General features: G+C 42.7%; 19 protein-coding genes. 12 read left to right on the top strand and 7 right to left on the bottom strand.

Translation table 11 applies throughout. The features are described 5' to 3' along the window. Window positions 1-62 precede the first annotated feature (62 nt). The 6 genes from AC570I_RS16005 to AC570I_RS15980 all read left to right on the top strand — a co-directional run bounded on the left by AC570I_RS16005 (window position 63) and on the right by AC570I_RS15980 (window position 5,409). Complete coding sequence (locus AC570I_RS16005; protein WP_047800626.1) at window positions 63-578, top strand: RNA polymerase sigma factor; 516 nt, start codon at window positions 63-65, stop codon at window positions 576-578. A 230-nt stretch (window positions 579-808) separates the two neighbouring features. Next, window positions 809-1,930: a fatty acid desaturase family protein gene (locus AC570I_RS16000; protein ID WP_497406257.1), complete on the top strand. Its 1,122-nt coding sequence runs from the start codon at window positions 809-811 to the stop codon at window positions 1,928-1,930. A gap of 440 nt (window positions 1,931-2,370) precedes the next feature. Then, window positions 2,371-2,736: a helix-turn-helix domain-containing protein gene (locus AC570I_RS15995; RefSeq protein ID WP_047800628.1), complete on the top strand. Its 366-nt coding sequence runs from the start codon at window positions 2,371-2,373 to the stop codon at window positions 2,734-2,736. Window positions 2,737-2,849: 113 nt separating this feature from the next. Further along, the gene (locus AC570I_RS15990) at window positions 2,850-3,650 is read left to right on the top strand and encodes an MlaE family ABC transporter permease (RefSeq protein WP_497406256.1); all 801 of its coding nucleotides are present in this window, start codon (window positions 2,850-2,852) and stop codon (window positions 3,648-3,650) included. 5 nt (window positions 3,651-3,655) lie between these two features. Next, entirely contained in the window at window positions 3,656-4,429 is a 774-nt protein-coding gene (locus AC570I_RS15985; RefSeq protein ID WP_497406255.1) for an ABC transporter ATP-binding protein, read from the top strand. A 2-nt stretch (window positions 4,430-4,431) separates the two neighbouring features. Continuing rightward, complete coding sequence (locus AC570I_RS15980) at window positions 4,432-5,409, top strand: MlaD family protein (RefSeq protein WP_497406254.1); 978 nt, start codon at window positions 4,432-4,434, stop codon at window positions 5,407-5,409. Here the strand turns inward: AC570I_RS15980 and AC570I_RS15975 are convergent. Both AC570I_RS15975 and AC570I_RS15970 read right to left on the bottom strand, forming a co-directional pair. Next, entirely contained in the window at window positions 5,396-6,169 is a 774-nt protein-coding gene (locus tag AC570I_RS15975) for a DUF72 domain-containing protein (protein WP_497406253.1), read from the bottom strand. The two genes, AC570I_RS15980 and AC570I_RS15975, sit on opposite strands and share 14 nt — an antisense overlap. 33 nt (window positions 6,170-6,202) lie before the next feature. Then, window positions 6,203-6,727, bottom strand: a complete 525-nt coding sequence (locus AC570I_RS15970; RefSeq protein ID WP_047800633.1) for a sigma-70 family RNA polymerase sigma factor — start codon at window positions 6,725-6,727, stop codon at window positions 6,203-6,205. Window positions 6,728-6,932: 205 nt separating this feature from the next. On the opposite strand from AC570I_RS15970, the gene AC570I_RS15965 reads away from it, so the two are divergent. The 4 genes from AC570I_RS15965 (at window position 6,933) to AC570I_RS15950 (ending at window position 11,791) form a co-directional block, all read left to right on the top strand. Further along, window positions 6,933-8,012: an NAD(P)-dependent alcohol dehydrogenase gene (locus AC570I_RS15965; protein WP_497406252.1), complete on the top strand. Its 1,080-nt coding sequence runs from the start codon at window positions 6,933-6,935 to the stop codon at window positions 8,010-8,012. 172 nt (window positions 8,013-8,184) lie between these two features. Then, window positions 8,185-9,969, top strand: coding sequence for an ABC transporter ATP-binding protein (locus tag AC570I_RS15960; protein ID WP_497406251.1), 1,785 nt, complete (start codon window positions 8,185-8,187; stop codon window positions 9,967-9,969). Window positions 9,970-9,976: 7 nt separating this feature from the next. Continuing rightward, entirely contained in the window at window positions 9,977-11,221 is a 1,245-nt protein-coding gene (locus tag AC570I_RS15955; protein WP_497406250.1) for a cation:proton antiporter, read from the top strand. Between the two features lie 75 nt (window positions 11,222-11,296). Then, a complete protein-coding gene (locus AC570I_RS15950) occupies window positions 11,297-11,791 on the top strand; it encodes an ankyrin repeat domain-containing protein (RefSeq protein WP_497406249.1) in 495 nt (164 codons plus the stop codon). Between the two features lie 68 nt (window positions 11,792-11,859). Here AC570I_RS15950 and AC570I_RS15945 read toward each other — a convergent pair whose 3' ends face one another. After that, window positions 11,860-14,052 carry a catalase gene (locus tag AC570I_RS15945; protein WP_497406248.1) on the bottom strand — a complete coding sequence of 731 codons (2,193 nt, stop codon included), beginning with the start codon at window positions 14,050-14,052 and terminating at the stop codon, window positions 11,860-11,862. A 357-nt stretch (window positions 14,053-14,409) separates the two neighbouring features. Between AC570I_RS15945 and AC570I_RS15940 the strand changes: the two genes are divergently transcribed. Further along, complete coding sequence (locus AC570I_RS15940) at window positions 14,410-16,143, top strand: glycoside hydrolase family 15 protein (protein ID WP_497406247.1); 1,734 nt, start codon at window positions 14,410-14,412, stop codon at window positions 16,141-16,143. A 79-nt stretch (window positions 16,144-16,222) separates the two neighbouring features. Here AC570I_RS15940 and AC570I_RS15935 read toward each other — a convergent pair whose 3' ends face one another. Further along, on the bottom strand, window positions 16,223-17,122 hold the full coding sequence (locus tag AC570I_RS15935; protein ID WP_497406246.1) for an SDR family oxidoreductase: 900 nt from the start codon (window positions 17,120-17,122) through the stop codon (window positions 16,223-16,225). 256 nt (window positions 17,123-17,378) lie between these two features. On the opposite strand from AC570I_RS15935, the gene AC570I_RS15930 reads away from it, so the two are divergent. After that, window positions 17,379-18,863 carry an alpha-amylase gene (locus AC570I_RS15930; protein WP_497406245.1) on the top strand — a complete coding sequence of 495 codons (1,485 nt, stop codon included), beginning with the start codon at window positions 17,379-17,381 and terminating at the stop codon, window positions 18,861-18,863. Window positions 18,864-18,980: 117 nt separating this feature from the next. On the opposite strand, the gene AC570I_RS15925 is transcribed toward AC570I_RS15930, so the two are convergent. The 3 genes from AC570I_RS15925 to AC570I_RS15915 all read right to left on the bottom strand — a co-directional run bounded on the left by AC570I_RS15925 (window position 18,981) and on the right by AC570I_RS15915 (window position 22,757). Beyond that, complete coding sequence (locus tag AC570I_RS15925; RefSeq protein WP_497406244.1) at window positions 18,981-21,200, bottom strand: peptidase domain-containing ABC transporter; 2,220 nt, start codon at window positions 21,198-21,200, stop codon at window positions 18,981-18,983. Further along, window positions 21,197-22,402, bottom strand: a complete 1,206-nt coding sequence (locus AC570I_RS15920; RefSeq protein WP_497406243.1) for an HlyD family secretion protein — start codon at window positions 22,400-22,402, stop codon at window positions 21,197-21,199. Before AC570I_RS15920 ends, AC570I_RS15925 begins: the two co-directional genes overlap by 4 nt. A 121-nt stretch (window positions 22,403-22,523) precedes the next feature. Continuing rightward, complete coding sequence (locus tag AC570I_RS15915; RefSeq protein ID WP_047800644.1) at window positions 22,524-22,757, bottom strand: hypothetical protein; 234 nt, start codon at window positions 22,755-22,757, stop codon at window positions 22,524-22,526. Between the last annotated feature and the right edge of the window lie 326 nt (window positions 22,758-23,083).

The raw sequence follows: 23,083 nt of genomic DNA, 5'->3' as shown, positions 1-23,083 counted from the left end.
GTTTGGTAAACTTTGGTACTTAAATTGCTTTGTCCATGGTGTCTATTTAAATTTAGAAACCTATGACTACAGATCAGTTCAACCTACAAGTTTACGCACATGCATCAGCCTTGAAAAGCTACGCATACAAATTCACAAACAATCTAGATGATGCTGACGATTTGGTACAGGATACAATGATGAAGGCCATTCGTTATTACGATAAATTCGAACAAGGCACTAATTTTAAGGGTTGGTTATTTGTAATCATGAAGAACACTTTCATCAATAACTATCGCAAAACCGTAAAGGTTCAGGCTGTGGTTTCACAGGAGGAAGAAATTTCTTCCAGCCAGTTAATGAGCAGTTCTACACGTAACCAGGCAGAAGGTGCTTTTGCAATGGCTGATATTAAAAAAGCTTTAGACAAATTGCCTACAGCGTATTCAGTACCTTTCATCAGATATGTCGAAGGTTATAAATATGAGGAAATTGCAGCTGAATTAAGTATTCCGCTTGGAACTGTGAAAACCAGAATCCACCAGGCTAGAGAACTGTTGAAAAAACAGTTACAGGTTTACAAACAGAAATTCAACTAGTACATTTAATCATACGAATGATGCAAACAGACGAGAAAACCTCGTCTGTTTGCATTTCAGGGAATTAGCTGCAAAAGTCACTCGACTGGCATTAAATGTTTTTCATTTAATTTTTTACAATTTAACAAAACCCTATACGTTAAGTATATATATTTGTAACACAATAATTAACAGCGTAAAAGCTTGATGAACTCGGAGTATCGCCCTTGTACAGAAGGAGAAACGGGAACATGAAAATAAAAACAAAATTTCCTTCGCCACAGGCGGGGAATTTCTATGCGGAACTACGAAAGCGCGTAAACCAGGATTTTTCCGACCGAGGAATGAGCATCAATGCTAATCCGAAAATGTGGTTCAAGGCCACACTATTTCTGTCTCTCTTCTTTGCAATCTATTTCATCATCATCTTTGGAAACTTAAACCTGCTGACTTTGGCTTTACTGGCCATTTTTTTAGGGATTGTATGCGCATTCATTGGCTTCAACATCTGCCACGATGCCATCCATGGTTCTTTTTCTTCCAGCAAAAAAGTAAATACTGCTTTAAGTATGATCTTTCATCTGGTTGGAGCTAATCCATATGTATGGAATATCACACACAATATCGTACACCATACCTACACCAATATCTCAGGTCATGATGAAGACATTGATATTGCCCCCGGCCTTATACGGATTTGTAACGAAGAACCGCTCCACGCTCACCAGCGTTTTCAGCAATGGTATGCTTTTCCGCTGTATGGTCTTGCCTCACTATCATGGGTTTTTAGAAAAGATTATAAAAAGTTCTTTCAGAAAAGAATTGGAGCCCGCGAGAACGTCCACCCCGGAATCGAATATTTTAATTTGTTTTTCTTCAAGGCCCTATATTATTTTCTACTGATTGCGCTCCCTCTGATGCTGATGAATGTTGCCTGGTGGCAGGTCGTAATCGGGTTTATATTACTTCACCTTGGTCAGGGTATTACGATGGGACTTGTCTTTCAGCTTGCACATGTGGTGGAACTTACGGCATTTCCACTACCAGATGCGAATGGAAATATGGAAGAGGCATGGGCGGAACACCAGATGCGTACAACAGCCAATTTCTCTACCAACAGCTCACTGGCATCGTTTTTCCTCGGGGGGCTCAACATGCAGATCGAACACCATTTATTTCCTAAAATTTGTCATATACATTACCGGCATATTGCGCAGATTGTTCGTCAGACTGCAAAGGATTTTGATATAGCCTACAATGAAAATCCAACCTTTATGTCAGCCCTGCAATCCCATTTCCGGATGCTTAAAGCCATGGGTGCACCAGCGAAAACTTTGATCTTGAACAAAGCCACCTTACTACCGTTAAAGTAAGCAGTCGGATGGATTATCCAGATCCCTGATAAAATATGAGTTGCTGCCTGAAACCAGACTGAAAAGACATGGTGATAAAGGGCTATATACAGATGACCTGGTTTAAATTATTTTAGCAGTCTTCATTAACACGGGGACAATAGCACACCACTTTTCGGATGAGAAGTGGTGTTTTTTTTTGAGGGTCTTCACCAACACACCAGTTACTAATCGACAGGGGCTTAACAGTAGTTTGGCAGTAGGTTGGCAGGGAATTCTCCCTACTAACTCCCTATTAACCCCCTGTTAACCCCCTGGTAACTCCCTGTTAACCTGCCAATCAGGCAGTTCTGATTTTTTATCTGTTCTATACTGTAATTAGACTGTTTATCATTAACAACTAGATTCCGCAAAGCGCAAAACATTTCAGTAAATTCAAAAAATTTAATGAAAAAGCAGGCATGAGCGTACATATCGGACTGATGATTTGGAAAGAAATGAAACAGAAAGGAATGACCATCGTCACCCTGTCAGAGCAACTTGCCATCAGTAAATCAAAAATACAAGACATTATCAATAGCAAAAGTTTAGATATCGAATTGCTGGTGAGTATCAGTGAGGCATTAAAACACAACTTTTTAGCATATTATGAAACGGGAAAGGTATTCCGCGACCTGTCCCATGAAGAAAAAAGAAAATCTTCCGAAGAAATCAGGCGTCTCAAAGTATTACTTGCCGAAAAGAACAAAGCACTTGATTTAAAAGAAAAGACCATCCAGAACCTTTCCAATACCATTTCCATTCTGGAAAAAGGCCAACTTTACTAAGTCCTAACGCTTCGCCATATCTACAGCTAAACAGTTCATCCAATAACTGACCTGGCCGCAAACAATTTCCTGATTCTTGTGTATAGTTAACATGAGAAAAAAAATGCGGTAATATGGCCATAGAAAAAGAGAACAATAACAATGAACCTAAACCCATAGGGGCATTTGGCCGCTCGTTTATCACATTATATGAGGTATTTGGTTTTATTGGCCGGTTTTTTAAAGAGGTTTTTATTCCACCGTATGAGTTCAAGGAGCTCATGCGTCAGTGCTATGAAATTGGATATCGTTCCGCCTTACTCATATCCACCACTGGTTTCATTACAGGTTTGGTTTTTACCAAACAGTCACGTCCATCCCTATCTGAATTCGGTGCTACATCCTGGCTGCCCTCTTTGGTGGGCATTGCTTTGCTTCGTACCCTTGCTCCTTTATTAACTGGTCTTATCGCCGCTGGTAAGGTAGGCTCCAGTATTGGTGCTGAACTGGGATCAATGAAGGTAAGTGAACAGATTGACGCCATGGAGGTGAGTGCAACCAACCCTTTTAAATTTCTGGTGGTTACGCGTGTATTGGCGGCAACCATAACCATGCCTATACTTACCTTTTATACCGCCATGATTGGTATGCTTGGCGCCTTGTTAAATGTTTCAGTGAATGAAGGAACAAGTGCAACCACCTTTTTTCAAAGCGCACTGGAAAACATCACCTTTCTTGATATTATCGCATCAACCATCAAGGCCATTATATTTGGCTTTACAATTGCCATTGTGGGCTGTTATCAGGGCTACCATTCTTCGAAAGGAACTGAAGGAGTAGGTAAAGCGGCTAATTCGGCCGTGGTTACGGCCATGTTCCTTATTTTTGTAGAAGAAGTTGTTTGCGTTCAGTTTTTCAGTTTATTTAACACTTAATCAGCATGATATCAAAACCATTAACTGATCTGCAAACTGAAAAAGTGATTGAGATCAATAACCTGTGCAAAGCGTTTGGAGATTATAAGGTACTGGAAAATGCTTCTCTTGATTTGTACAAAGGTGAAAACCTTGTCGTACTGGGCAAAAGCGGTACCGGTAAATCAGTACTCATCAAAATTATTGTCGGATTGCTGCTACCTGATAGCGGTACTGTAAGCGTACTTGGCCACCATATTGATGAAATCTCTTACCAGGAATTGCTTGATCTCAGGTTGCGCATCGGTTTTTCTTTTCAGAATAGTGCGCTTTACGACAGTATGACTGTGAGGGAAAATCTGGAATTTCCTTTAGTGCGAAACCAGCGCAACATGACCAGGGCTGCAGTAAACGACCTGGTAGAGGAAATGCTCGACGCCGTTGGGTTATCGCAAACCATTAACCAGATGCCTTCAGAGCTTTCCGGTGGACAGCGTAAAAGAATTGGTATTGCCCGTACATTAATCCTGAAGCCCGAAATTATGCTTTACGACGAGCCTACTGCTGGTCTCGATCCGATTACCTCTAAAGAAATTAATAAACTCATTAACGATGTACAGGAACGCTATCATACCAGTGCCATCATCATTACCCATGATTTAACCTGCGCCAAGGAAGTTGGAAACCGCGTAGCCATGCTGGTAGAAAGGCGTTTCGACAGGCAAGGTAGTTTCGATGATATTTTTAACGCCGGTGATCAGCAGGCTCAACCATTTTATGATTACAATTTTATACGATAACCATGAACGATAACAGAAAAAAAATTACAGTAGGCATATTTATTGCCATAGGTATACTCATCTTCCTGGTAGCCATATTTACCCTGGGTGGCCAGAAAAAAACCTTTGTCAAAAGTTTCAACCTCAGTGTGGTTTTCAATGATATACAGGGTCTGAAAAAGGGAAATAATGTTTGGTTTTCAGGCGTGAAGATCGGAACGATCAAAAAAATCGATTTTTATGGCACTTCGCAGGTAAAAGTATTACTGAGCATTGAGGAAGATGTACATAAATACATCCACAAAGATGCCGGAGCGAGTATCGGTGCCGACGGTTTGATTGGAAACAAAATTGTTGTACTTACAGGGGGAACTCCTAAATTTCCCTTCGTTGAAGACGGCGATATGCTGAAAGTTAATACATCACTTTCCACCGATGATATCATGAAAACATTGCAGGTTAATAATAAAAACCTGGTGGATGTGACTTCCGACTTCAAAGTTCTTTCACGCAACCTGATCGATGGTAAAGGCGCTGCAGGAGCTTTGTTGAGTGATGAGCAACTGGCCCAGAATTTTAAATCTATGGTAGCCAACCTGAATAAAACTTCAGCCATTACCTCACAGGCTGCTGTGCAGTTAGGGACCTTTAGTAAAACGGTTAATACCAAAAACGGACTGATGGATAAGTTGCTTACCGATACGGCTGTGTTTGCACGACTAGAGCGTTCGGTTGGCAGTTTACAGCAGACTACACAATCAGCTAGCGCTATGGCCGCAAACCTGGAAGCTGCATCTGCAAAACTCAAAACCAGCGACAATGCGGCTGGTTTACTACTGAATGATGAGGCCACGGCTAAACAGGTTCGTTCCATTATGCTCAACCTCGATAAAAGCAGCAAGAAACTGGATGAGGATCTGGAAGCTTTGCAAAGCAACTTTTTACTCCGTGGTTTCTTCAAAAAAAGAGCTAAAGATTCATTGAAACTTAAAGGCCAGTAACAGCAGCTTCTTCAACCATCCTCATTAATGTCGTCATATTGCCATGGGCATTGCCCATGGTGTTATTGAAATAAACATATACTTTTTTTCCCTCACCGAGCCATTCGTTGATATAGCTGGCATATTCGGCTAAAAAATCCTCAGTGTAACTATCACGATAGTTGCCCTGAGGCCCGTGAAAACGAAGGTAAGCCGCTGTTCTGGTATCCCAATCCAACGGACTGTTCAGGCCTGTGCGGTCGTGTACAACCATGGTTACCTTTAAATCCTCCAGTAATTCTTTAAGTTCATCATCATAAAGTGAAGCATGCCGGCACTCTAAAGCCAGCTCCCACCCCAAAGATTGTTCGCTGGATTTGATGGTTGACAGTAAATGCGCAATAGCATGGAGTCTATTGATAGTAATACTGGGCGGTAGCTGGATCAGCAAACAAGCCTTTTTAGCCCCTACTGCATTGATATTTTCAAGAAACAATTCTAACTCATTGTGGCTAAAAGATAGATTAGCGTTGTGGGTGATGCCTTTGAACAACTTAAATGTAAATGCAAAATCATCAGGAACTTCCGATGCCCATTTTTGTAGGGTAACGGCTCTCGGGATCTTATAGAAGCTGCTGTTGATTTCTATGCTGTTGCTTAACGAGGCGTAATATGTAAGCCGGGATTTGTCCTGATACGTCTGCGGGAAGTGACTTTTGTTGGGAACCGGCAGCATTAAGCCACTGGTTCCTGAATAGTAGTTTTTTAAGGTTTTACGCATCACTATATAGCTGTGGATGCAGGAGGCAGGTTTTTACTTGCTGCGAAAAGCATCATCCTTGTAATTCTTTAATTGCTTTTTTAATAAATGTCTGGCCTGGTGAATATGTGTTTTTACAGTTCCCAGTGGTATATTTAATTCTGTAGCGATTTCTTCATATTTAAAACCTTCAAAATACCGGATAAAAGGTATTCGGTAAGCTTCCGGAAGTTTCGATAAAGCCAGTTGAATATCGCGCATCAAAAACTGGTGTTCACCCGCATTTCTGGTTGCACTTTGCATCAGGTGGCTTGAACTAATGTTATCTTCACTCGTAATGATACTTGCCCTTTTGGTTTTTTTGCGGTAATCATTAATAAAGGTATTTTTCATGATCACAAAAAGCCATGCCTTTAGGTCAGAACCCTTTTCGAACTGATGGGAAAAGCGTAATGCTTTAATCAGGGTATCCTGAATGAGGTCGTTTGCATCGTCACTATCTGCCGTAAAACGCATGGCATGGCGATGCAGGGCATCAGTATTATTGTAAATGAGTGCACTAAATTCCTGTGTTTTCATAGGTGAAATTTGCTTATAGGTTACTATTAATACATCGAAAACCCGCGATAAGTTTGTAAATTCAGGCTATTCCGGAAAAACACGCGTAAATAACGGCTATTAAATCTTGTATGCGTAACAACCAATCCTCATTCCATAAAGTAGTGTCAATCCATAAAACTATTATCGACCAGCCATGTTGCTTATTTAACAACAAAAATCTACTATGGAAAAAATACTATCGAAAGGCTATGGTGCCAGCGGTTCCCTGATTGGAGGAAAAACATTGGAGTTAATGCAGTTTGAAAGGAATGAGCCTAAGCCAGACGAAGTACTGATTGAAGTGCTTTACTGTGGCGTGTGTCATTCTGATCTTCATCAGGTGAATAATGACTGGAAAAACACGATATATCCCTGTGTACCCGGCCATGAAATTATTGGTAAAATCAGTAGCACGGGTGCTGCAGTATCTAATTTTAAAGTTGGCGACATTGTAGGCGTTGGCTGTATGATCGATTCATGCAAAACCTGTGCTGCTTGCAACGACGGTGAAGAACAGTTTTGCGAGGGACCCCACGGTCAAACGATGACCTATAATGGCTATTGGAAGCCAGATCCAGAATTTAATACCTTTGGTGGTTATTCGAATAATATAGTGGCGCAGGAAAAGTTCGTGATGCGCATCCCCGAAAGCCTGGATATTAAATCCGCAGCTCCTATCCTGTGCGCAGGCGTGACTACATATTCACCTCTAAAACATTTCGGAGTGAAAGCAGGACATCAGGTAGGTGTGATTGGAATCGGCGGACTAGGCCATATGGCAATCAAAATTGCCAAAGCCATGGGTGCATCCGTAACCGCGATTACCACTAAAGAAGAAAAAAGAAACGCTGCGCTCGAGCTCGGCGCGGATCAGGTAATCATATCAGAAAATAAAGATGAAATGGAAACTGCTGCTGCGACATTCGATTTTCTGCTGGCAACCATTCCCTACCCTTTCGATGTTAATGACTATATCCCTTTGCTAAGAAGAAGAGGTGCGATTGTAACTGTTGGTTTATTAGGTCCATATAAAGCACCTACTAATAATATGGAAGTTGCTAAACTTTCCACCACCGTTGGCGGATCGCTTATTGGTGGTACAGTTGAAACACAGGAAGTACTTGATTTCTGTGCTGCTCACGGTATTTCACCTGATGTGCAACTCATTGATATTGCTGAAATTAACGATGCGTTTGAAAAAGTGAAGGATGAAGAAGTGAGATTCCGGTACGTAATCGATATGTCGACACTTAAAGGAGAATAGCGGATTTCATTCAGCAGAATTTTCATTTTCAATTTCATAAAACAAAGAAATTACTTTTATGTTGTTAAATTGGTTGTGGACTTAAATTTTTAGCTCCACAACCCATTTGTTTACAAAGTAACCAGGTATTTTGATCGTTTTTGAGCCGCTATTTATTTTTTAACGGAAATCCATGAAAATACTCTTAAGTTATTTAAAGAAACACCGCTATATGGTGATGCTGGCTTTGCTGATGACAGCCATCAATCAGGGTTTTTCTTTGGTAGAACCACTGATAGCGGGTAAGCTTGTCGACGATTTCATTAACAAACGTGAACTTCTTTCGAGATCAGAATACTTTTCCGGAATACTCACCCTGGCCGGTATCGGTGTTGGGGCGGCTCTTATCTCCCGCATCGCCAATAACTTTCAGGATTTCTTTACCATCAACGTTGCACAGCGCACTGGCGCCGAAATGTATGCAGACGGTATGAAACGTTCACTCGCTATGCCTTTTTACGTATTTGAAGACCAAAGAAGCGGCGCCAAACTGGATATGCTCGGACGAGTAAGAAGTGATTCTGAGAACTTTATCAAATCGTCCATCAATGTGAGTTTTATGGCTTTTTTCGGGATTATTTTTGTCTCAGTATACTCGATCATGATTAGCTATAAGGTAACACTTGTTTTCATCGCATCAGTTCCAATAATAACATTTCTGAGCTGGAAGCTATCCGAACGGGTAAAGGTAGTACACCGGGCAATCATTTCGAAAACCTCAGTATTGGCCGGACGTTCCACAGAGTCGCTCCGGAATATTGAACTGGTTAAAAGCCATGGATTAGGAGAGCAGGAGATTGAAAGACTGAACACCGCTACTTATAAAATTCTGAATTTAGAGATCGTAAAAACAAAAATCCTCAGGATGCTGAGCTTCGTTCAGGGCACAACGGTAAATTTTGTACGAAGTTTAATGATCGTTGTGATGCTGATGTTAATTTTCGACAGGGAGCTTTCTGCCGGGCAGTATTTCAGCTTTCTGCTTTATTCTTATTTTCTTTTCGGGCCGCTGCAGGAATTCGGACACATGGCACTGACCTGGCGCGAGGCACAAATTTCATTCGGAAATTTTAAACGCATTATGGACATGCCTGTGGAAGCTTCGCCGGAGGTTCCAACCCCGGTGGAACGCATTAATCATATTGAATTTAAAAATGTATTTTTTAAGTATAAAAACAGTAGCAACAATGCCCTTGATGGTATCTCTTTTCATGCTGAAGAAGGAGAAACTGTTGCATTTGTTGGTCCGTCAGGGTCCGGAAAAACTACGCTGATTAAATTGCTTGTGGGTTTATATAAGCCTTTTGAGGGGGATGTATTTTACAACCGAACCCATACTGATGAGATTGAGCTTGATGAATTGCGCAGGAAAATAGGATTTGTAACCCAGGATACGCAACTGTTTTCAGGGAATATACGCGACAATCTGAGGTTTGTTAGACCGCATGCCACGGATGAAGAATGTATGGAAGCACTCAACAAAGCGGCTTGCCAAACCTTGCTTGCCCGGGCTGAAGACGGACTTGATACACTCATTGGAGAAAGTGGAGTTAAAGTTTCCGGTGGAGAGAAACAACGTTTATCGATAGCCAGGGCGCTGCTTAGAAACCCTAATATTTTGCTTTTTGATGAAGCCACATCTGCATTGGATTCATTGACAGAAGAGGAAATCAGCAAAACCGTAACCAAACTGGCACAGTTAAAAGATCACATCACGCTCATTATCGCACATCGCTTATCAACGATTATGCATGCCGACAGAATTTACGTAATGGAAAACGGACAAATTGTAGAAAGCGGTTCCCATGAGATGTTGCTCGATCAAAAAGGGTTGTATTATGCGATGTGGCGTCAGCAGGTAGGGAAACGTAAGCTGGTTGAAGAGCTCAATAAGCTTGATGAGCTGGCATTAAACTAATTGGAGCATGGACTTATTTGTTATCATTACTTCCCTTTTTACCATATCTGCTATTTTCAGTTTTGTTAATGCACGTTTCATCAAACTTCCCGGAGTAATTGGCGTAATGATCATGGCAATTGCAGCCGCATTGATTACCATTTTTACCGGACGGCTTTTTCCGGGCATCACGGTGTTTGTAAAAGACCTTACGCATTCCATGGATTTTTCTAAAACACTGCTTGATATCATGCTTGGCTTTCTGTTGTTTGCCAGTGCATTGCATTTTGACATCAAAAAATTGCGGGAAAACATCAGGGGTATACTCGTCATCAGTACTGTGGGCGTAATCATATCTACCCTCCTCTTTGCCGGGGGACTCTTTTATTTACTTGAACTTTTCAAGATAGAAATACCTTTTATTTATTGCCTGGTTTTTGGAGCCTTGATTGCCCCTACCGATGCTGTAGCCGTGGCAGCTCTGCTTAAAAAGTCAAAAATGCCGCCAAGGCTGGAAACCATTATTTCAGGAGAATCGCTGTTTAATGACGGCATCGGACTGGTGCTTTTTGTGAGTTTCCTGGAGGTTGGATCAACTCCCGATAAAAATTTCGAATTTTCGGAGGCCGCAGTGCTATTTGCTCAGGAAGTATTCGGCGGCCTTGCGTTGGGTTTGGTGTTGGGTTGGTTGGCATTTCAAATGATGCGCCGCATAGCCGACTTTCAAACCGTATTGCTGATTACCATCACCCTGGTGATGGTAATATCAGTAGTGGCGGGTATCTTACACGTATCTATTCCACTGGCGGTGGTTGCTGCCGGGTTATTTCTCAGTAGCAGTTCGCTCGAAAAGCATGGCACCACGGATTATAACGTTTATCTTGAGAAAATATGGAGCCTAATGGATGAATTGCTGAATACGATTTTGTTTGTGATGATCGGCCTTCAAATGGTCATCATGAAGTTCGACCTGATTTTCCTGTGGATAGGTCTTGCTGCCATTGTTATTCTTATGCTTGCCAGGGCATTGAGCATCGTTTTCCCGGTAATTACTGTACGACGCTCACTAAAACTTGATTATAACAGCATTACCATACTCACCTGGGGTGGCTTAAGGGGCGGTATCTCTGTGGCGATGGCTTTATCCCTCCCCGCCTCTCCGTACAGAGATTTGATTTTGACCGGTTGTTTCTGTATTGTGGTATTTTCTATTGTGGTGCAGGGTTTAAGCCTCAATGCTGTAGTGAACAGGCTGGTGACCAAGCCGGCATAAACTATATCCCTTCAAGTTAGAGCAAGCGCGAAAGAATTATTAAAACTTTTAAAGAAAAGGACGGTTTAAATAGGCATGGAAAACATCAACTTACTCATCATTCCTGCGGCCCGTAAAGGGGAGACAGCGGTATTACAAGAACTTATCCGCAGAAATGCAGACTTGAATTTTAGAGATGAGAAAGGTTACACGCCACTCATCATTGCCTGCTACAATAATCATATTGAAGCTGCAAGGCTTCTCATTAAGGCAGGTGCCGATATCGATGCGGCCGACTATGGCGGAAATACTGCATTGATGGGTGTAGCCTTTAAAGGGTATACAGATATTGCTGCTTTACTGATTGAAAGTGGTGCGAACCTGAATTTAAAACATGGTAATGGTGGTACTGCATTGATGTTCGCAGCGATGTTCGGGCGTAATGAGGTGCTTGAATTGTTATTGGCGAAAGGTGCCGAGATCAACCTGCAGGATCAGCGCGGGCAAACTGCGTTAGATTATGCCGCCATGCAAGGTAACGAGGCCGGTTTAGCGCGACTTGAAGCGGCAGGCAGGCAATCGATTATTTAAAAAACCTATCAGTTTTTTAAATAAAATATAAAAAAAGGGGGACGATTTGTCCCCCTTTTCCATAGGTATTATGCAGGGATTTTTCTTGGGTTCTCCCGATCCCAAAAACGGTGATTTGCAATCATATCTTTGAAAGTACGGGCCATCTTAGCAGTATCGCCCGAAACGATAATACCTTCACTCATAACAGTTTCCTGCGAATATTCAGCAGGGAGTTTTTTATGAAAATAAGTAGCTTCCAGTACCTGAATGGCATCTTCATCAGCAGCAATGGCCTTACAATGTTTAAATGCCTCATTCAGAAAATGTACTGCATTGGCTTCTGCTTCCAGAGTAGCTACCGAATTCGTTCCACCGGGTACATAAACCGCATCATATAATACGGATGCTGCTGTTAAGAAGCTTTCATCAGGAACGATCACCTGATCTCCTTTTGATATGATCTGTCCAAGTTTCGGTGCAATGACATGCACTATAGCACCTTCTTTAACCAGAGAATCTTTAACCTTTGAAAGAGAAACCTCGTCAACACCATCAGCGGCAAGGATTGCAATTTTTCGCGTGGCAATCGTGTCTTTAACTGTTCCAGTCATACTTAATGCCTCCGATTTTGCTAAACTACCCTGAGGATTAGCCGAAGCATAGTCCGTCCGATCCCCATCTGCCGGAATGCTGTTATTCAGATCTTCAAGAGCGATCTTGGGGATATGCAGTCCAAGGGCTACAGCAACTTCACCTGCAAGGCCTTTGTCTATCTGTACCAATACCGCTAACATACGCTCCCGGATAGCAACGGTTTTTACTTTACCAAGTTCGAAACTCAGCGCATCGATGATGTGATTTTTTTCCGGATCGCTCTGTGAATTGAAAAACAAGCGTGCCTGAGAAAAATGGTCGAAAAAACTTCTGCTCCGTGCCCTGATTTTACGGGCATCGATGCGTTCATTATAACTCACAAATCCACCGTCTGCAGCGCTTACCTGCTGAGGATCGTTCGCAGCAATTGCATTTGGACCGTAGCTTGTTTTGCCTCTGTTGATGGTTTGGCGCATGTACCCGTCGCGCTGGTTATTATGAACCGGAACTACCGGGCGGTTGATCGGAATTTCATGAAAATTAGGCCCTCCCAAACGGATCAGCTGTGTATCGGTATAAGAAAATAACCTTCCCTGTAAAAGTGGGTCGTTGGTAAAATCAATTCCCGGTACCACATGTCCCACATGAAAAGCTACCTGCTCCGTTTCGGCAAAAAAGTTATCCGGATTGCGGTTAAGGGTCATTTTGCCTATACGCTGTACAGGCACAAGCTCTTCAGGAATCAGTTTGGTTGGATCAAGGATATCGAAATCATATTTGTACTCATCCGCTTCAGGGATAATCTGAACACCAAGCTCCCACTCGGGAAATGCACCGGCCTCAATCGCATCCCATAAGTCGCGACGGTGAAAATCAGGATCTTTCCCTGAAATATTTTGTGCCTCATCCCATGCCACTGCATGCACACCCAAAAGCGGCTTCCAGTGAAATTTGACAAAGTTTGATACGCCCTCAGCATTTACGAAACGAAAGGTATGTACTCCAAACCCTTCCATCATGCGGTAACTTCTGGGTAGGGCGCGGTCGCTCATGGCCCACATAATCATATGTGCCGATTCGGGCAACTGAGAGATAAAATCCCAAAAGGTATCGTGAGCCGAGGCTGCCTGCGGCATTTCATTATCGGGCTCGGGTTTAACGGCATGAATCAGATCAGGGAATTTTATTGCATCCTGTATAAAAAACACAGGCATATTATTTCCTACCAGATCAAAATTACCCTCCTGGGTATAAAACTTCACGGCAAAACCCCTTACATCACGGGCAAGGTCGGTAGAGCCTCTGGATCCGGCAACCGTTGAGAAACGTACAAATACAGGTGTTTCTGCTCCCGGATCGCAAAGAAAAGCAGCCCGGGTTAATTTTGATAAATCCTCATAGACTTTAAAAATACCATGTGCAGCAGAACCACGGGCGTGTACAATACGCTCAGGAATGCGTTCATGATCGAAATGTGTGATTTTCTCCCGCAGGATAAAATCTTCGAGTAATGTTGCACCACGCTCCCCTGCTTTGAGTGAATTCTGGTCGTCGTTTATCTTTACACCATGGTTGGTGGTCATGGACTGACCACTGGAGTCGGCTACGAAACTTTTTAGTTTTGTAGTTTTATCATTTTCCTGCTGTGCAGGGCCTGTATTTTTCTGAGCAGTTTTTTTTGCCATTTTATGTTTTGTAGATTATCAATTGTACAACCGTCTGTTGTGCGGATAAGTTTTGTTTTTTTACATCTATTTTCTCCGGAATCCATCCCTCCGGAAGTGCCTGAGATTTTTATATGGAGCTTTAAACAAACCCTTTAGAGGAATTAGGTTTAATGTCTGTCACTCCCATGAGAACAAACTGACTTCAGGCTTGTTCAGATAAAAGTAGCCGTTAACCTTGAAACGCCAGAAATTCCCTATGAAATTAAAACCGATAAAAATTACAACTGAACATCCGAGATGTGAATATAAAAACATCGTTCACACAAACCATATCCATACTTTCCTATCCGATGTGAAGAAAGGAGATTACCGTCCATGTTAAAACAACACGTAATCAAAGATCTGGCGGTAATCAGCGACCGGCATAGTTGTGCCTTGCTGGATAAGGACGGTACAATTTGCTGGTATTGTCCCGATCGCTTCGATGCCGCTGCGGTAATGTCAACTCTCCTGGATATTGAAAAAGGAGGTTACTGGACAGTGAGTGCCGAAGGTAAGAACTTTCTCGACCGGCAGTATCAGGACCGGAGCAGTGTATTAAAAAACCACTATTCCATAAACGGAAAAGGCTTTACCCTTACCGATTTCATGCCATTGAATACGAAAACCAGCGGAATATGCCGCAGTTTTTCAATAGCACCTTTTGATATCGAAAGCACACTCATGATAGCGCCCCATTACGGAACCAAAACAACTACATATAAAGCGGCAGGACAAAACGTAGTGCATATTCCCGATAGTGGGCTCTATTTACATTGCAGTCATCCGCTAAGCATCGTCGATGACAGAATTTCGTTCGTGATCTGCAAAGGGGAGTCTGGCTGGGCTTACCTTGGTGCTGCCGAATTTTTTACTGGTGAGGATATGTCAGTTTACCTTGATGAAACATTAAAAAACTGGGAAAAGGTTGAGGCATTGGTCAACTACCACGGACCTTATGAAAATGAGGTGCGTTATTCACTCCGGGCTTTACAACAAATGGTTTACGAACCCAGCGGCGGAATAGTTGCCGCAGCAACAACTGCTCTTCCAGAGGTAATTGGTGGCGCCCGGAATTATGATTACCGTTACGTATGGATGCGGGATGCGGCATTAATTACCTCATCGCTTACGCAGATTATCACTACGGGCGAGCTGGAAGAGAAATTCATCAGTTTCATATCGGGAGCGATGGAAAAAAATGAGGAAGATCATATTTCCTGTTTTTACAGCATTGACCAGAATAAACTATCTGCTGAAATCATAAAACTTCCGCTAAAAGGCTACTTCGACAGCCGTCCGGTACAGATTGGCAATAGTGCAGCCACACAATACCAGTTAGATGCCGAGGCAAACGTGCTGATTGCCTGTGGACTGATTTACAAAAAATTTAACCAGGTGACGCACTGGGACACTGTAAGCAAAATTGCTGACTTCATCTGCAAAAACTGGCAACGGAAAGATAATGGTATATGGGAAGAGGAACAGGTACAACATTATACCTCAAGTAAGGCCTTTGCCGCACGCGGACTTGAACTGATTGCACCCTACCAAACCGATCCGGTTAAAGCTGCCGAATGGCTCCATAATGCAGCTTTGATCCGCACCTTTATAGAAGAACACTGCAAAACAGCAGACGGGGCATATGCCGTACATGCCGGGTCAGAAGATGTTGACGTTACAGCCGCCTTATTTGCGCCTTTTGGAATCTATGAGGCACAAAGTGTCGCTATGGCGGCCACTATCACACGCATAGAACGTGATTACTGTGAGCGCAACCTTTATCGCCGCCACCTTCTGGAATTCGATTCATCAAAGGAAGGTGCCTTTCTGGCGGGCAGTTGCTGGATGGCACACCATTATGCTCTGGCAGGAAATCTGGAAAAGTCAAAGCATATTTTAGATGCCGTACTTAGTTTCAGCAATGACCTGGGCTTCTTTGCGGAAGAAGCTGATTTGAACACTACACAACTACTGGGCAATTTTCCGCAGACCTTTGTGCATTCGTCTTTCATTTGCGCGTCAAATGGCTATAAACAAGCATTAAGCGGCTTTAAAAGTATGGTATAAATGATTTCAGACTACCCATCCGTTTACCCGTAAATAAAAAACGCCCCTTCAAATGAAGGGGCGTTTTTATAGCTGGCGATTATGGATGTCCGCTACCTCCGGCCGAACCATAAATCTGTCCGGTGGCATAACTGGCATTGCTGTCGGCCAGCTGCACATATATAGACGCGAGCTCTGCGGGCTGCCCCGGGCGACCAAGCGGCGTTTGTGCACCAAACTTCTCTATGGCATCCTGAGGTTGTCCGCCACTGGTTTGCAGAGGCGTCCACACTGGCCCTGGGGCTACCCCATTCACTCTGATACCTTTAGGTCCGAGCTGTTTAGCCAGCGACTTCACGAAAGCCACATTTGCCGCCTTGGTTTGGGCGTAATCAAATAAATTTTCAGACGGATCATAAGCCTGTACTGAGCTGGTTGCAATGATTACCGCACCTTCAGGTAGTAAAGGCAAGGCAGCTTTGGTAATCCAGAACGGTGCATAGACATTGGTTTTTAATGTCGTATCAAAATCTTCAGTAGTGATATCCAGCAGGGATTCAACCGCCTGCTGATGGCCGGCATTGTTGACCAGAATGTCAATACCGCCAAGTTTTTCGGCCGCCTGTTCTACCAGCAATGTACAAAATGATTCGATGGTAATGTCGCCGGGAATGCCATATCCTTTTCTTCCTGCAGCCTCAATTAAGGCCAGCACTTCGTCGGCGTCTGATTGTTCCTGGGGCAGATAGTTGATTACCACGTCTGCACCTTCCCTTGCATAAGCTATTGCTGCAGCTCTTCCTATTCCGGAGTCCCCTCCGGTTATTAATGCTTTTCTACCGAGTAAACGGCCTGAACCGATATAACTCTGCTCCCCATGGTCGGGGATTGGTTCCATTTTAGAAGCCAGTCCGGGCACATTCTGAGGCTGACGTGGAAAAGGGGGAACGGGATACTTCTTGTTTGGATTTTCTAATGTTTTTCGCTGTTGTTCAATCATAGGTATAAAATTATGGCCACAAAGGTCGGCTACTGATCACCTGGCCGTGGTGATCAATCCGTACATCAGGGTTAAATTACCCCGTATGATTTCAACAGCACTAAACGCTGATTTGTTCAGAAAATCTGACACCTTTACGTTTTTAACAATTTTTACCGCAAAAAAGTACCACTATCGTTGTTCATCTTTGAAACGCGAAAACTATTTCTGGCTGTTGTGGTTGTATGGTCTGTTAAACATGGCTTAAAACACAATAATGGAAAACTTTACTATGCTTCAATATTTTCAATGGTATTACCCCGCAGACGGGAGCCTTTGGAAGAAAATGGAACGGGAGGCTGAAGAACTTAAGACTTTTGGAATCGATACACTTTGGTTACCTCCAGCACACAAAGGTATGGATGGCGGCGTATCAACCGGTTATGATGTGTATGATCATTACGACCTTGGTGAGTTTGACCAGAAAGGGAGTGTAGCGACGAAATACGGCACTAGGGAAGAATTGCTGCGCGCAGTAAAAGCCGGACAAGCTGCAGGCTTGCAGGTTTATATGGATATTGTACTGAACCACCTCGGCGGTGGTGATGAAACCGAAACCATCACGGTAAGAAAGGTGAACCCGGAAAACCGTAACGAATTTACCTCCGAACCCTTTGAGATAGAAGCTTACACGAAATTTACTTTCCCTGGCCGCGAGGGAAAATATTCACCTTTTCAGTGGGATTTTCAGTGCTTTACCGGTGTTGATTACGACGAAAAAACTGGAGAATCAGCAATATACAGCATACAGAATCAGTATGGTGAAGGCTGGCAGGATGTTCTGGATACGGAAAACGGAAATTACGATTACCTGATGCTATCGGATATAGACTTCAGGAACCCCAGTGTAGTGGAAGAGCTTAAACGTTGGGGAGAGTGGTTTCATGAAACAGTGGGTTTCGATGGCTTCAGGCTTGATGCCATTAAACATATGCCGGCAACATTTTATAATGAATGGCTTGATCATATGAGATCAGTAACCGGAAAGGAACTTTTTACCGTTGGTGAATATTGGTCGCCGGGAAAACTTGATGATATGTTGCGTTATATTGACGCCACAGAAGGCCGGATGTCTTTGTTTGATGCCTGCCTTCAGGCGAACTTCTCGAATGCTTCCAAGCAGGGAAATGAATTTGATCTTGCAACAATCTTTTCAGGGACGCTGGTTGAGGCCAGACCTGAACTTGCGGTTACACTCGTAGAAAATCACGACACACAACCTTTACAATCCCTGGAGCAGACGGTCGACCTATGGTTTCGTCCTCTGGCCTACGCCATGATCCTATTGAGGGCTACAGGATATCCATGCATTTTTTATCCTGATCTTTATGGGGCAAAATACAGTGATGAGGGGAATGATGGTGAAAAACATGAAGTAACGCTGGAAGCGATTCCACAAATTCAAACGCTGCTGGGGCTTAGAAAAAACAATGTTTATGGCACACAACGTGATTATTTTGACCATCCTAATTGTATTGGCTGGACTGTAGATGGTGATGCTGACAGACCGGGTTCAGGTATTGCGGTGATCATCTCCAACGGTGATGCCGGATTTAAAGATATGGAAATGGGAAAAGAATTCGCAGGGCGGGTATTTCGTGACAGGCTAGGTAATATAGAACAGGAAGTGGTTATCAATGAGGATGGCTGGGGAACATTCCACTGCAATGGTGGAGGGGTTTCGGCCTATACGGCGGATTAGCGCAGACCTTAAAAAATAAAGCGGTTGCAGCCAATGATTTATAGGTTTGCAACCGCTTTCGGTTTTACCCGCATTTTAGAACGGGATAAACATTAACAAGCTATAACAGCTTGATTACTAAGCCTGTTCCAGCAGTGGAAATTGCTTTTTCCACATTTCCATATATGCACCTTTCTTTTTAAGCAGTGCCTGATGAGTACCTTCCTCAAGAAGTTCACCGCGCTTAAGTACTGCAATTTTATCGGCATTCACCACCGTACTTAACCGATGGGCAATTAAGATAATGGTTTTGCCCGCTTCGCGAAGTAGCGCCACAGCGTGATGAATGTATTCTTCGGAAGTCGAATCGAGAGAGGATGTTGCTTCATCCAGGATTAATATTTCAGGTTCCCTGTACAATGCCCTGGCAATAGCCAAGCGCTGACGTTGTCCACCAGAAAGGTTTGTGGCATTTTCTCCCAGATATGTTTCAAACCCCTGCGGCAGATGTTCAATGAAATCGAGAATATGCAGCTGTCCGCAGATGCGGATGATTTTTTTCATATCAGGTTCCATATCGCCGATGGCGATGTTTTCGATTACATTTCCGGCAAAAAGGTGCACATCTTGCGGCACTACTGCTACCAGTTTCCTAAGGCTAACGTTAGTGAGGTAATTGATATCATATTCCCCGATCATGATGTGACCCGATTGCAATGGATAGATATTTTGCAGTAGCGAAAGCAGCGTGGTTTTTCCGGAACCACTTTCTCCAACAACGGCTGTGATTTTACCTTTAGGAACCTTTAAACTGAAATCTTCAAATACAGTAACGCGTGTACCATATCTGAAATTTACATTCCTGAATTCAATGTCGCCAATCATATCAGAGGTGAGCTCCGTACGGTTCTCAGTTTTCTCTCTCTCCAGATCCATGATTTCAAAGAGGCGGTCGGCGGCAATCCGGGCATCCTGGAAAACTTTATTCATGCCGATAAGGCCAATTACAGGGCCTGTAAAATAGCCAATAATGGCGTAAAATGAAAGGAGTTCACCTGGAGTAATCAAATTTTGCAGCACAAAGCTGGCACCTGCCCACAACAAAATGACAGCAAAAATACTGGATACAAAACTACTGGCATTGCCCACCAGCAATGAGTTGGTCCCTGAAGTGTAAACGGTTTTCAGCAACTCAATAAAACGGATCTCTGTTTTGAGATTAGCAAAGTTTTCCAGCCCGAATCTTTTGATGGTACTCACTGAGTTTACTGATTCTACCAGCTGATTTTCCAGATCTGCGCTCTTCTCCATCAGTTTGCGCTGTGTACTACGGTTTAACCTGTTCGATACATAATATATGATGGCATACAGTGGGATAACAGTAAGCATAATCAGGGCGAGTTTCCAGTAGTAGGTAAACATCAGGGCAAAAGAAAAAATAAGGATAAATACATTTACCGCAAATCCAATCAGCACATCGTTGATGAAGGCCCTGATTTTAACAGCGTCATTCATCCTGGAAATAATCTCCCCCACCCTCATGGTGTCGAAAAACTGCTGGGGCAGATTGAGCAGGTGTTTGTAGTAACCTAATATCAGCCGGGCATCTATTTGCTGACCGGTTTTTATGGTCAGTAGTGTTTTGGCATAATTGATAAAAATCTGCAGTAAAATGATGATGATCATCACTGTTCCCATGAGATTAAGCAAATTGGTATTTCCTTCAGGCAATACATTATCTACAATTTTTTGAAGAAAAATTGAAGTTGATAAACCCAGAATAGTATAAAATATTGCACCAATGAGTACCTGAATCAGCACAGAGCGGTGGGGCATCAGGAGGTATAAAAATCTTTTTTCGAGCGAGATTCGTTCCGTTCCGGCAGTAAAATCATCACCGGGCAATAACATCACCAATACCCCGCTCCACTGACGGCGAAAGTCGTCGTGCGATATCCGCAGCATCTCACCAAAAGCAGGATCCATTATCTCAATATAATCTGAATGGATGCCATAAATAACTACATAATGATGAATGTTATTTTGCACCACATGCGCAATTACGGGAAGGGGAATGCTGAACAGATTTTCATAACCGGCCTTCACCCCTTTTGCAGAAAAACCCAGCCGGGAGGCAGCTTCGATCAAGCCCAACACATTTGTTCCTTTTTTATCGGTAGAGGCATACTGCCTGATTCGGGCAATAGGAAGATCGAGTCCATAATAAATACTGATGGAAGCCAGGCATGCGGCACCACAATCGGTTACATCATGTTGTTTCACTAACGTTCTTGCAGGCTTTTTGCCAGATGATAGTCTTCCAAATAATCGGCTAAACAAGTTGGGCTTCTTTGTCATAATTTGCTGATGGTTGTTTCCTGAGCTCCGGGTATCACATTTGGGTTGAGCCAATCGTCGGCTTTATCATATAATAATTGAAACAATGTTCTGCGGGTAACAAAAAATCTGGCCTGTAAAGTCATTCCCTTTTTGATTTTACCTACATAGCCATTTTTAAGATGGAGGCTGTTTTTATCGAGCAGGCAGCGAACCTTAAAAAAGGGTTGTGTACCACTTTGCATAAAGATGTCACTGGATATGGATACAATCTTTCCGGTGGCCATTCCCCATTCATTATAATTATAGGCATCGATCTGAAAGCGGGCTTTTGTGCCGATTTTAAGGAGGCCAATATCTTTTGGTGCCACATAGGTTTCGGCAATAAGACCTGAGTCTGGTGATATTTCTCCGAGGATTTCGTTGGCAGAAATGGAGCTACCCGGCTGTATCCCTTTCAATTCCTGCACAGTACCTGTTAAGGGTGCCTTTATGATGTAGTATTCCTTTTCCTCATTATATTGTTTATCCTTAGTATTTAGCTGTTGATTCTGAATGTTCAGCTGGTTTAATTCTGTTTGCCATTTACTTCCCTGATCCTCCCCGATGAGCGACAATTCATTAAAAACATTGTCTTTTTTCAACTTTACCTCATCATATTCCAGTGCAGACACCGCCCTTTTTTTATAAAGATAAGCGTATCGCTCATAGTTTTTCAGCGCAAGCTGGTAACGTGCCTTTGCTTCGGTTACCCTTTGCATAAAAAAACTATATTGTTGTCCGTAAACTCCTGATTTTAACGGCAGTTTTTTTGACCAGTCATTTCTGCGGTAGGCATTAATCAGTAAACCAAGGTCATGAAGCTGATCTGCGACATCCGTTTGCTGAAATTGATTGAGGGCATCCTGACTTTCAATATTCTCTTTTCTGATGGTAAGCAACACCTGCCCTGCTTTGACATGCATATTCTCTTTAATGTAAAGTGAGTCGATGCGCCCGGAAATCAGAGGTTTAATCTCATTGCGTTCTGCTGTTGGCCTGAACAATCCTGCACTTTTAACGTTTACATCTACCCTGATGAGGAACATGGCTACTAATGCGACTACTAACACCACCAGCAATACCTGATAAATGATTTTAGTGGCTGAGTGATGCGAATGGAAATGATATTCGGCCGTATTCTCGATAACTTCTTTCGGAAAAATGTATTTGTCGCTGTCCATATCTTGAAATATATACGCAAACAGACTTTTTTGGTTTTTGAAAAACCAAAAAAGGACTGTTTTAAACTAAAAAGTCCCGCATTCGCGGGACTTTTTAATAATCGGAATTTTTAAATTCAAATTAGCTGGTTAAGCTTTGAAATAAACCTTCTAAGCTTCCACCGATGTTATTTCCTAAAGAGAACGAGGTTTTACTCGATTCATCTCCATCAGTAGTTTCATTTGAGAACGATAATAAATTACCAATTCCCAGTGAGCCACCTAATCCACCTGCATTGGATGAATCATTGCCACCTAATAAACCACCACCGTTGATTTCTTTCATTTCGTTTAAATTTAACTCTTGAAGTTTCATAACGTTCTAATTTTAATAATGCCTACTCTGTTTGAGGTTTTCGGCTACTCCTTTTATTTAACCACTACTTGCGCAGTGTTATTATAGAAACGAGGTTAAGGGCGATTAAGTTTTTTACTTTTGCCCTTTAAGGAGTACTCAAACGAATAAATTAAACTTTTGAGTTGTGTCCTCAATTATACTAAGAAGCCCTGCTAAACCGTTTTAACGCGTGCGTACACAATTCAGCTATATGTTGGATTATCAATCAGAAAAGTTACCATAGAAAACAGGCATACGTACAACCTATGGTTTTACCGGCACCATTTGTGTAAAGGATACATTGA

It is taken from the genome of Pedobacter sp. A2324 (assembly GCF_059693705.1).
The sequence above is the reverse complement of the archived record's forward strand: the minus strand, read 5'-3'. Positions and strand labels throughout refer to the sequence as shown.

Bases quoted from the DNA above. Each gene is read 5' to 3' on its own strand.
- AC570I_RS16005 (WP_047800626.1), top strand. From the start codon at position 63: ATGACTACAGATCAGTTCAACCTACAAGTTTACGCACATGCATCAGCC.
- AC570I_RS16000 (WP_497406257.1), top strand. From the start codon at position 809: ATGAAAATAAAAACAAAATTTCCTTCGCCACAGGCGGGGAATTTCTAT.
- AC570I_RS15995 (WP_047800628.1), top strand. From the start codon at position 2,371: ATGAGCGTACATATCGGACTGATGATTTGGAAAGAAATGAAACAGAAA.
- AC570I_RS15990 (WP_497406256.1), top strand. From the start codon at position 2,850: ATGGCCATAGAAAAAGAGAACAATAACAATGAACCTAAACCCATAGGG.
- AC570I_RS15985 (WP_497406255.1), top strand. From the start codon at position 3,656: ATGATATCAAAACCATTAACTGATCTGCAAACTGAAAAAGTGATTGAG.
- AC570I_RS15980 (WP_497406254.1), top strand. From the start codon at position 4,432: ATGAACGATAACAGAAAAAAAATTACAGTAGGCATATTTATTGCCATA.
- AC570I_RS15975 (WP_497406253.1), bottom strand. From the start codon at position 6,169: ATGCGTAAAACCTTAAAAAACTACTATTCAGGAACCAGTGGCTTAATG.
- AC570I_RS15970 (WP_047800633.1), bottom strand. From the start codon at position 6,727: ATGAAAACACAGGAATTTAGTGCACTCATTTACAATAATACTGATGCC.
- AC570I_RS15965 (WP_497406252.1), top strand. From the start codon at position 6,933: ATGGAAAAAATACTATCGAAAGGCTATGGTGCCAGCGGTTCCCTGATT.
- AC570I_RS15960 (WP_497406251.1), top strand. From the start codon at position 8,185: ATGAAAATACTCTTAAGTTATTTAAAGAAACACCGCTATATGGTGATG.
- AC570I_RS15955 (WP_497406250.1), top strand. From the start codon at position 9,977: ATGGACTTATTTGTTATCATTACTTCCCTTTTTACCATATCTGCTATT.
- AC570I_RS15950 (WP_497406249.1), top strand. From the start codon at position 11,297: ATGGAAAACATCAACTTACTCATCATTCCTGCGGCCCGTAAAGGGGAG.
- AC570I_RS15945 (WP_497406248.1), bottom strand. From the start codon at position 14,052: ATGGCAAAAAAAACTGCTCAGAAAAATACAGGCCCTGCACAGCAGGAA.
- AC570I_RS15940 (WP_497406247.1), top strand. From the start codon at position 14,410: ATGTTAAAACAACACGTAATCAAAGATCTGGCGGTAATCAGCGACCGG.
- AC570I_RS15935 (WP_497406246.1), bottom strand. From the start codon at position 17,122: ATGATTGAACAACAGCGAAAAACATTAGAAAATCCAAACAAGAAGTAT.
- AC570I_RS15930 (WP_497406245.1), top strand. From the start codon at position 17,379: ATGGAAAACTTTACTATGCTTCAATATTTTCAATGGTATTACCCCGCA.
- AC570I_RS15925 (WP_497406244.1), bottom strand. From the start codon at position 21,200: ATGACAAAGAAGCCCAACTTGTTTAGCCGATTATTTGGAAGACTATCA.
- AC570I_RS15920 (WP_497406243.1), bottom strand. From the start codon at position 22,402: ATGGACAGCGACAAATACATTTTTCCGAAAGAAGTTATCGAGAATACG.
- AC570I_RS15915 (WP_047800644.1), bottom strand. From the start codon at position 22,757: ATGAAACTTCAAGAGTTAAATTTAAACGAAATGAAAGAAATCAACGGT.